This window comes from Streptomyces sp. NPDC015125, from assembly GCF_043080045.1.
Lineage (GTDB): Bacteria > Actinomycetota > Actinomycetes > Streptomycetales > Streptomycetaceae > Streptomyces.
On the sequence record NZ_JBIBVF010000001.1, the window covers coordinates 97385 to 106844 of the forward strand.

General features: G+C 69.1%; 9 protein-coding genes and 1 riboswitch. Of the genes, 2 read left to right on the plus strand and 7 right to left on the minus strand.

The annotated features are described in order from the left end of the window. Position 1: 1 nt before the first annotated feature. Positions 2–122, minus strand: a riboswitch (TPP riboswitch). A 33-nt stretch (positions 123–155) separates the two neighbouring features. Next, a complete protein-coding gene (gene rlmN / locus ACF088_RS00370) occupies positions 156–1262 on the minus strand; it encodes a 23S rRNA (adenine(2503)-C(2))-methyltransferase RlmN (RefSeq protein WP_392373108.1) in 1107 nt (368 codons plus the stop codon). A gap of 304 nt (positions 1263–1566) precedes the next feature. Between rlmN and ACF088_RS00375 the strand changes: the two genes are divergently transcribed. After that, the gene (locus ACF088_RS00375; protein ID WP_392373109.1) at positions 1567–1788 is read left to right on the plus strand and encodes a hypothetical protein; all 222 of its coding nucleotides are present in this window, start codon (positions 1567–1569) and stop codon (positions 1786–1788) included. 154 nt (positions 1789–1942) lie between these two features. Here the strand turns inward: ACF088_RS00375 and ACF088_RS00380 are convergent, their stop codons facing one another. The 6 genes from ACF088_RS00380 to rpsB all read right to left on the minus strand — a co-directional run bounded on the left by ACF088_RS00380 (position 1943) and on the right by rpsB (position 7486). After that, a complete protein-coding gene (locus ACF088_RS00380; protein ID WP_392373948.1) occupies positions 1943–2296 on the minus strand; it encodes an RNHCP domain-containing protein in 354 nt (117 codons plus the stop codon). Positions 2297–2798: 502 nt separating this feature from the next. Beyond that, entirely contained in the window at positions 2799–3968 is a 1170-nt protein-coding gene (locus ACF088_RS00385; protein ID WP_392373110.1) for a phosphatidate cytidylyltransferase, read from the minus strand. Further along, positions 3968–4525, minus strand: a complete 558-nt coding sequence (frr, locus tag ACF088_RS00390) for a ribosome recycling factor (RefSeq protein ID WP_030087489.1) — start codon at positions 4523–4525, stop codon at positions 3968–3970. Before frr ends, ACF088_RS00385 begins: the two co-directional genes overlap by 1 nt. A gap of 175 nt (positions 4526–4700) precedes the next feature. Beyond that, entirely contained in the window at positions 4701–5471 is a 771-nt protein-coding gene (gene pyrH / locus ACF088_RS00395) for a UMP kinase (RefSeq protein WP_088800294.1), read from the minus strand. A gap of 162 nt (positions 5472–5633) precedes the next feature. Beyond that, positions 5634–6470, minus strand: a complete 837-nt coding sequence (gene tsf / locus ACF088_RS00400) for a translation elongation factor Ts (protein WP_392373111.1) — start codon at positions 6468–6470, stop codon at positions 5634–5636. 107 nt (positions 6471–6577) lie between these two features. Further along, on the minus strand, positions 6578–7486 hold the full coding sequence (gene rpsB, locus ACF088_RS00405; RefSeq protein ID WP_392373112.1) for a 30S ribosomal protein S2: 909 nt from the start codon (positions 7484–7486) through the stop codon (positions 6578–6580). A gap of 1013 nt (positions 7487–8499) precedes the next feature. On the opposite strand from rpsB, the gene ACF088_RS00410 reads away from it, so the two are divergent. Next, positions 8500–9309, plus strand: coding sequence for a murein hydrolase activator EnvC family protein (locus ACF088_RS00410; RefSeq protein WP_392373113.1), 810 nt, complete (start codon positions 8500–8502; stop codon positions 9307–9309). The last annotated feature ends 151 nt before the right edge of the window (positions 9310–9460 follow it).

Below are 9460 nucleotides of genomic sequence, written 5' to 3' on the forward strand. Positions count from 1 at the left end.
GCATGAGTGACGACCGAACTTCCTACCCGGAATGACCCGGGCGAGGTTCAAGGGTCTGCGGGCGCCGTAGGTCTACGACGCTTCCGCACTCTCAGCGCTGTGGCGCTCCCCTGTCGGATGGTGCATTTGTTCGATCACACAGTACCAGCGGGCGGTCAACGTTCCGAGGCCGCGAGCTGCCCGCAGGCGCCGTCGATCTCCTGGCCGCGGGTGTCGCGGACGGTCACCGGCACACCGTGTGCCTCGATGGCCTGGACGAACGCCCGCTCGTCCTCGGGACGCGAGGCGGTCCACTTCGAACCGGGCGTCGGATTCAGCGGAATGAGGTTCACATGGACGCGCTTGCCCTTCAGCAGCCGTCCCAGCAGGTCACCGCGCCACGCCTGGTCGTTGATGTCCCGGATCAGCGCGTACTCGATCGAAATCCGGCGCCCGGACTTCTCCGCGTACTCCCACGCCGCGTCCAGCACCTCACGCACCTTCCAGCGCGTGTTGACGGGCACCAGGGTGTCGCGCAGCTCGTCATCGGGCGCATGCAGCGACACCGCCAGCCGGCACTTGAATCCTTCGTCGGCGAACCGCAGCATCGCCGGCACCAGCCCGACCGTCGAGACGGTGATGCCCCGCTGGGAAAGCCCCAGCCCGTCGGGCTCGGGGTCGGTCAGCCGCCGGATCGCCCCGACCACCCGCTTGTAGTTGGCGAGCGGCTCGCCCATCCCCATGAAGACGATGTTGGACAGCCGCGCCGGCCCGCCCGGCACCTCGCCGTCGCGCAGCGCTCGCATCCCGTCGACGATCTGGTGCACGATCTCGGCGGTCGACAGATTCCGGTCCAGGCCCGCCTGCCCCGTCGCGCAGAACGGACAGTTCATTCCGCACCCGGCCTGCGAGGAGATGCACATGGTGACCCGGTCCGGGTAGCGCATCAGCACGGACTCGACGAGCGTGCCGTCGTGCAGCTTCCACAGGGTCTTGCGCGTGGTGTCGTCGTCACACGAGATGTGCCGCATGACCTTCATCAGGTCCGGCAGCAGCTCGCTCGCCAGCTTCTCGCGCGCCGCGGCCGGGATGTCGGTCCACTGCGCCGGGTCGTGCGCATAGCGGGCGAAGTAGTGCTGCGACAGCTGCTTGGCGCGAAACGGCTTCTCCCCGATCGCGGCCACCGCTTCGCGACGCTCGACGGGAGTGAGATCGGCAAGGTGCCGCGGAGGCTTCTTGGCCCCACGCGGCGCGACGAAAGTAAGTTCTCCGGGTGCAGGCATGGTGCGTCCAGTGTGGCAGATCGTCCAGGGAGCCCCAGGCCGGAGCGGTGAGGGGTCCATCACCCACGGTGGCCTTCTGCCCTTGACGGCCCGCCTCGCACGGCCCGGGGACGGCCCGGGGACGACCCGGGGACGCCCCGGGGACGGCCGGATCATCGGCTCGACCTCGGCCTTGGCGCTCAACTGTGATCACTCCGTGTGGCGGGGAAACCGGGTGAGCAGTGGCCGCCGAAGAGATCTCGGCTTGGTTGCGTTAGCCGGCGGGTTGGGGGGCAGCTCGCTCACCAGGCGCATACTGCTCGTAATGACAAAACCTGCCGTAGCCCGGCGCCATCTGCCGTCCAGCCCCTTCAAGCCCCCGGTCACGCGTCCTCCCAAGCAGTTCGCGATGGGCGACCGGGTCACACACGATGAGTACGGCCTCGGCCGCGTGATCTGTATCGAGGATGAGATCGCGGTACTTGTCGACTTCGGTTCGCAGCAGGCACGGATCATGACTCCGTACGCCAAATTGTCCAAGCTCTGAGCCCTCGCGACGTCCGGGGCATCCGCACGCTCGGCCACGACGGCGGGATGCCCGGCGGAGCACCCACACTGCGCCACGCCACATCGCGGCAGCAGCCGCTCCCCCGACGGACGGCCCCCGCCGAGGCGGGGGCCGCGAGGCGTCGGATGAGCCGTCAGGGCCGGGGGTGCCGGCCTGCTTCGTGACGGCTGATCCCCCTGCGCATCACGGTGAGGACCTGGTCGAGGTCGTCGCCCTGGTGGGGATCGTCGGCCATGCGGTTGCGACGGCGGACGCCGCAGCCGGTGCAGCGGTGGACGATCATGTAGCCCTTGGCGGAGTGGTGGTCGACGGCCACCGGGCGCATCAACGCCCGGCAGTCGCCGGCACGGTCTCCGGGCCTGACGTCCACATGAAGCGAATGCAGACACTGCGGGCAGTGGTTGCGGTAGCTCCCGTTGACGAGGGGTGCGACCTCTTCACCACAGTTGCTGCACGTGAAGCCGGTGTTCTCGGTGGTTCTGCTGATGTGCTGCTCCTCAGCGAGTCGAAGGGATCTTCAACTCGGAGGCGCAGGGTTCCGTTGGCTCTCCCCCTTTTCAGGGGTCTCAGGCTCGGCTGGGGAGGGACGCGGTTCACCGCCCGCTTCTCGGGCGGGCGATTACTTCCGGCTCCAGCTTCATCAGGGCGTGCTCGCAGCCCTGAATCCGGACCACGACCGGGTTTGTCGGTTTGTCCCGGCCACTGTCACGCGGGCATCGCCACGTGCCGCCGGTAGGTGTCGGTCCAGCCTCACTGACGTCGGCGCCGTCCCCCGTCAGGCAGCACCGGCAGCGGTACAGCGCTTCTTGATCACGCCACCTCCTTGTTCGTGTCGCGTCGGGTTCCGCAAACCGCCTGAACGGCTTCGGAGGGTGAGGCCTATTTTAAGGCGGTACGGCACCCGGCCGACGGTGGCGGAAGAAGACCTGCAAAGACGCGAAGAGGGGGCTCCCGCTCGGTGCGGGAGCCCCCTCATACAGTCCGTGCGGTCAGCCGGACCCCACGAAGACCACGAACAACAGCCACACGACGGGCGCCGTCGGCAGCAGGGAGTCGAGGCGGTCCATGATCCCGCCGTGGCCGGGGAGCAGGGTGCCCATGTCCTTGATGCCGAGATCGCGCTTGATCATGGATTCGCCGAGGTCGCCGAGGGTGGCGCTGGCCGCGACCGCGAGGCCGAGCACCAGGCCCTGCCACCAGGCCCCGTGCACGATGAGGAATTCCATGCACAGTGCGCCGGCCACCATCGCGAAGAGCACCGCGCCGACGAGCCCCTCACGGGTCTTGCCGGGGCTGATGCGCGGTGCGAGCTTGTGCCTGCCGAACCGCCAGCCGACCGCATACGCGCCGGTGTCGCTGACGACCGTCAGCATCAGGAAGGTCAGCACCCGCTCCGGCCCGTCGGGCTCGGCCGCGAGCATCAGCGCCACGAACGTCGCGAGGAAGGGCACATAGAACGCCGCGAAGACACCGGCGGTGACATCCCGCAGATAGTTCTCGGGTGCCTCGGTCATCCGCCAGACGAGGACGGCCAGCGCGGTGAGCGCCATCGCCACCCAGGCGCCCTCGGCACCGCGGATATATCCGGCGGCCACCATGGCGGTCCCACCGACCGCGAGCGGCACCAGCGGCACCTTGATGTCCTTGCGCTCCGCCAGCCGCGAGGTCAGCTCCCACAGGCCCACCACGACGGCGATCGCTATCACGCCGATGAAGACAGGCTTGTAGACGAAGAGCGACGCAACGATGATCGCGCCGAGGCCGATACCGACCCCTATCGCGGCGCGCAGATTGCGGCCCGCGCTCTTCTTCTTCGGCTTCTCTGAGTCCGGCGAGCTGTCGGACCCGGAAAGAGAGGTGGGCATGGGCTCCTGCGGCTTTTCGTCGCGGAACAGGGGGCCGCTCGGTCGAGCAGCCCCCCGGTCGTCCAGGTGATCCCGGCTATCCCGGATGTCCCGGTATTCCCGGTCGTCGTCCTGGTGTCCGCCTGGCCCGGGCACGAAGGCCATGGGCCGAGTCCGGGCCGGCTCGCCCCAGTCGTGGACGGGACCCGCCGGGGCGGGGGGCGCCACCCCGCGAAGCGAAGAGGCCGGTCCGTGGTCGGGCGGTGCCCAGTGTCCGGCGCCGGGCGGGGCGGCCCCCCAGGAAGACTCGTTCATCAGACCTCGAGGAGCTCGGATTCCTTGTGCTTGAGCAGCTCGTCCACCTGCGCGACGTACTTCGCGGTGGTGTCGTCGAGCTCCTTCTCGGCGCGGCGCACCTCGTCCTCGCCGGTTTCCTTGTCCTTGACGAGCTTGTCGAGCGTCTCCTTGGCCTTGCGGCGGACGCTGCGGATCGAGATCTTCGCGTCCTCGCCCTTGTTCTTCGCGACCTTGATGAACTCCTTGCGGCGCTCCTCGGTCAGCTCGGGGAACGTCACCCGGATGATATTGCCGTCGTTGCTCGGGTTGACGCCGAGGTCGGAGTCGCGGATGGCCTGCTCGATGTTGCGCAGCGCGCTCTTGTCGAACGGGGTCACCACGGCCATCCGCGGTTCGGGAACCGAGAACGACGCCAGCTGGTTGATCGGCGTCATCGCACCGTAGTAGTCCGCCACGATCTTGTTGAACATCGCCGGGTGCGCACGCCCGGTGCGAATCGCGGCGAAGTCCTCCTTGGCGACCACGACGGCCTTCTCCATCTTCTCCTCGGCCTCGAGGAGGATCTCTTCGATCACCACTTGCTCCTGGTCTTTTCGGTAAGAAGCAGAGCCTCGCCCCTGCCGCGCGTCTTCTCCTGCACGGTGTCCGACCGGCAGGCCGTTGTCCATCCCCGTACCGGGGTCTTCCCCCGGCCGGGAGCTGCCGCCCGTACCGGCCGATGCCCGTACGGAATCACGGCAGTTGGGGCCGTCAGGCCCGGGTGCCCTGATCGCTGACGAGCGTGCCGATCTTCTCACCCTTCACGGCGCGCGCGATGTTGCCCTCGGCGAGCAGCTCGAAGACGAGGATCGGGAGCTTGTTGTCCCGGCACAGCGTGATGGCGGTGGCGTCGGCGACCTTCAGGTCCCGGGTGATGACCTCGCCGTATTCGAGGGCGTCGAACTTCACCGCGTCGGGGTTCTTCTTGGGGTCGGAGTCGTAGACCCCGTCCACCCCGTTCTTGCCCATCAGCATGGCCTCGGCGTCGATCTCCAGGGCGCGCTGGGCGGCGGTGGTGTCGGTGGAGAAGTACGGCATGCCCATGCCGGCGCCGAAGATGACGACCCGGCCCTTCTCCAGATGGCGCACCGCACGCAGCGGAATGTACGGCTCCGCAACCTGGCCCATGGTGATCGCCGTCTGGACGCGGGAGTCGATGCCCTCCTTCTCCAGGAAGTCCTGGAGGGCCAGGCAGTTCATGACCGTGCCCAGCATGCCCATGTAGTCGGAGCGGGCCCGGTCCATGCCGCGCTGCTGGAGTTCGGCGCCGCGGAAGAAGTTTCCGCCGCCGATCACGATGGCGATCTCGTAGCCGTCGCGCACCACGGCGGCGATCTCGCGGGCCATCGCGTGCACGACGTCGGGGTCGACGCCCAGTCCGCCGCCGCCGGCGAATGCTTCGCCCGACAGCTTCAGCAGGAAGCGTCGCCTGCCGCCGTGGCCGGCATGGTCTGCGTGCGCGCCGTCGGCACCGTGAATCATTGAGCTCTCCTCGTGCACATACGAAGAAGGCCATTGCCGTGGGTCTGGTTCAGATCCCTGTGCGGCAATGGCCTCCTCGTCACATCTGCGGCCGGCCGTTGAGCGGCCGACTGCCTACGACCCTAGCGGGGTCGCAGGTCATTCGCTGCCTTCGCGACAGGCTCAGATGCCGACCTTGATGCGCGCGAAGCGCTTCAGGGTGACACCGGCCTCCTGCAGGACCTTCTCGACGGACTTCTTGTTGTCGAGCGCGTACGGCTGGCCGAGCAGCGTCGCGTCCTTGAAGAAGCCGTTGAGGCGACCCTCGACGATCTTCGGCAGGGCAGCCTCGGGCTTGCCCTCCGCACGCGTGGTCTCCTCGGCGACGCGGCGCTCGGCCTCGACGACCTCGGCCGGGACGTCGTCCTTGGAGAGGTACTTCGGGGCGAACGCGGCGATGTGCTGCGCGACGCCCTTGGCGACCTCGGCGTTCTCCTTGTCGAGCTCGACAAGGACACCGATCTGCGGCGGCAGGTCGGGCATGGTGCGGTGCATGTAGACCGACACGTAGCCGTCGGAGAACTGCGCGAAGCGGTCCAGGACGATCTTCTCGCCCAGGGTGGCGTTGGCCTCGTCGACGAACGCCTGGACGGTCTTGCCGGCCTCGATCTCGGAGGCGAGCAGGGCCTCGATGTCGGCCGGAGAGGTCTTCGCGATGTGCGCGGCGATCTCGTTGGCGACGGCCTGGAACTTCTCGCCCTTGGCGACGAAGTCCGTCTCGCACTTCAGCTCGACGATGACACCGGAGGCGTTGTCGTCGGCGATCAGGGAGACCACGGCGCCGTTCTCGGCGGAGCGGCCCTCGCGCTTGGCGACGCCCTTCTGGCCCTTGATGCGCAGCGCCTCGACGGCCTTGTCGACGTTGCCCTCGGCCTCGTCCAGGGCCTTCTTGCAGTCCATCATGCCGGCGCCGGTGAGCTCGCGGAGCTTCTTGACGTCAGCGGCGGTGTAGTTCGCCATGGTCTGTGAATCTCTTCTCGAAATCTCGAAGTCGAAAGATCTACGGGTGGACGGCGGGGGCGGCGCTTGTGGCGCCTCCCCCGCCGTCATCAGCCGGATGCTGCGGGTCAGGCCTGCTCGGCGTCCGCGGCCGGCTTCTCCTCGGCCTCAGCCTCGGCGGCGGGGGCCTCGGCGGCCGGGGCGGCCTCCTCGGCGGGCTTCTCCTCGGCCTTGGGGGCCTCGTCGTCAGCCTTCTTCTCGCCCTCGAGCAGGTCGCGCTCCCACTCGGCCAGCGGCTCGGCGGCAGCAGCCTTCTCGCCGGGCTTCTGGTCGCCGGTGGCGGCACCGGAGCGGGCGATGAGGCCCTCGGCGACGGCGTCGGCGATCACGCGGGTGAGCAGGGTGACGGAGCGGATCGCGTCGTCGTTGCCCGGGATCTTGTAGTCGACCTCGTCCGGGTCGCAGTTGGTGTCGAGGATCGCGACGACCGGGATGTTGAGCTTGCGCGCCTCACCGACGGCAATGTGCTCCTTCTTGGTGTCCACGATCCAGACGGCGCTGGGCACCTTCTGCATCTCGCGGATACCGCCGAGGGTCTTCTCCAGCTTGGCCTTCTCGCGGGAGAGGACCAGGAGCTCCTTCTTGGTGAGGCCGGAGGCGGCCACATCCTCGAAGTCGATCTGCTCGAGCTCCTTCAGGCGCTGCAGGCGCTTGTAGACGGTCGAGAAGTTGGTCAGCATGCCGCCGAGCCAGCGCTGGTTCACGTAGGGCATGCCCACGCGGGTCGCCTGCTCGGCAATGGCCTCCTGGGCCTGCTTCTTCGTGCCGACGAACATGACCGAGCCGCCGTGGGCGACGGTCTCCTTGACGAACTCGTAGGCGCGGTCGATGTACGACAGCGACTGGAGCAGGTCGATGATGTAGATGCCGTTGCGCTCGGTGAAGATGAAGCGCTTCATCTTCGGGTTCCAGCGACGGGTCTGGTGCCCGAAGTGGACGCCGCTCTCCAGCAGCTCCCGCATCGTGACGACGGCCATGGCCGTACTCCTTGTTTTGCTCGGTTCCACTGCGGCCGGTCGGCCGCGGTGCCTGACGCCCCGACGCGCCTGCCGGGGAAAGCACCTTGCGGGGCCGTCCGAGGACCGAGGAGCGCGGCCGTCGTGCTGCCCGAAAAGGGACTGGTGCACTGACGGCGGGGCGTGCGAAGTCGATCCGGTGACCCGGATCGCCATCAGAAGTGTACGGGACGGCTGATGCACCGGGCGACACACACCATTTCGATCCCCGAGCGGGTGACACCGTTGTCCACAACCGCCCCCTGATCCACAGCTTCAGACCAAGATCCCCACGCCGCGGCGGACTGCGCCACCGTCGGGACATGCGACGGAACCCGCAACAGAACCCGCAATCGACCCCACGACCGGACACCCGACGAAGCCCTGGACACCACTCGGGCTCGGCCACGCCCCGCCACACCTTCAGCCGCTCTCGCGGACACCAGCCCGGACCGGCCGACAGCGAGCGGCCAGGCACGGCCCACACCAGGTGGCTCGGGCCGGAACGCAGCCGACCACAGCACCCGCCGGGCCACTTCCCGTCTCCGGCCCCATCCCCGTCCCCGGCCCCATCTCCATTCCCTTCCTCGCCCCTGTTCCCCTCTCCCTCTCCTTCTCGGTCTTCTCCTCCTCCGCCTCCTTCTTCTCCTCCGCCTCGCTCTCCTCTCCCTGCCCCGGCCCTCCCTCGCCGGCCACGCTTCCGGCCGTCGTCGCCCTTACCGCCGACGCCGCACGCAGAACCGACCGGATATGGGCCGGGCTGCTTCTTCCCGGCTCGTGCTCTGGCAGCACTCCTGGCCCCCGCCGCGACAGCGGCGCTCACCGCTCTGTTTCCCGTACCGGCGAGTGCTGCCGCCGCTCCGCCCTTGGTCGTGGGGGCGGAGCGCGGGACGGAGCACAGGGTGGAGCAGGCGGCGGATGGGCCTGCGGGGGCGGCACGTGACGACGGAGTGAGGCCACCGCAGAGCGGAGCACGCACCCCGGAGGTGCCGGAAATGCCCCATGGCGGGCCGGTGGCACGTCCCGGAGCGGCGGCACATCGCGAGGCAGTCGCGCGGGCCGGCCCCGCTGCTGGGGACCGAGCGTGGCCGGTGGGAAGGCCCGGGAGCATAGGGCCCGCGGTGGTACGCGGCTGGGATCCGCCTCCTTCGCCCTGGGCGGCCGGGCACCGGGGTGTGGACCTGGGTGCGCCCACCGGCGCACTGGTGCGGGCAGCGGCACCCGGCCGGGTTGCGTATGCCGGGACCGTCGCCGGCCGTGGCGTCCTGACCATCGAGGTATCCCGCTCGGGCCGCCCTCCCTTACGCACCACCTACGAACCCGTACAGCCCACGGTCCACAAGGGCCAGCGCGTCACCGCAGGTCAGCCGGTCGCCGTCCTACAGCGCGGCCCGTTCCACTGCCGGGCGCCATGCCTCCACTGGGGTCTGCGCCGCGGCAAGAACTACCTGGATCCGTTGTCCCTGCTGCCTCGCAGCATGCTCCGCGGCGGCCCCTCGCGGCTGCTGCCGGTCTTCGGGGTTCCCGTACCGGCGGGCGACCGCACGGTCCCCCGGCATGCGGGACCGGCGGAACCGGCGGAACCGGCGGAACCGGCGCATTCAGCGGTACCGGCGAAACCAGCAGCTCGGCTGCGAACGCCGGCACCGGCAGGAGCCGCCCTCGCGGGAGCAGCCGGACTCGTGGCAGCGGCCTTCTGGGCTCTCCGCCGGCTCCATCGGGCTGGGCCGCCCGAGGCCGAACAGGACGTGCCGAGGCAGCCGGATGGAAAATGGCCGACCTCCGGCGGGGCGGTGGGTGGGTGATGGCAACGCAGCCCTGACATCCGGGAGCGGGAGCGGGAGCAGAGCATGGACGCGGTGGCACTTCGCACGGAGTGCCGGCCTGCCGCACAGGCAGCTCCGCAGAGCGAGGCGCGCCATCGCTGCACGACGAGGCCGACGACCGACCGGCTGC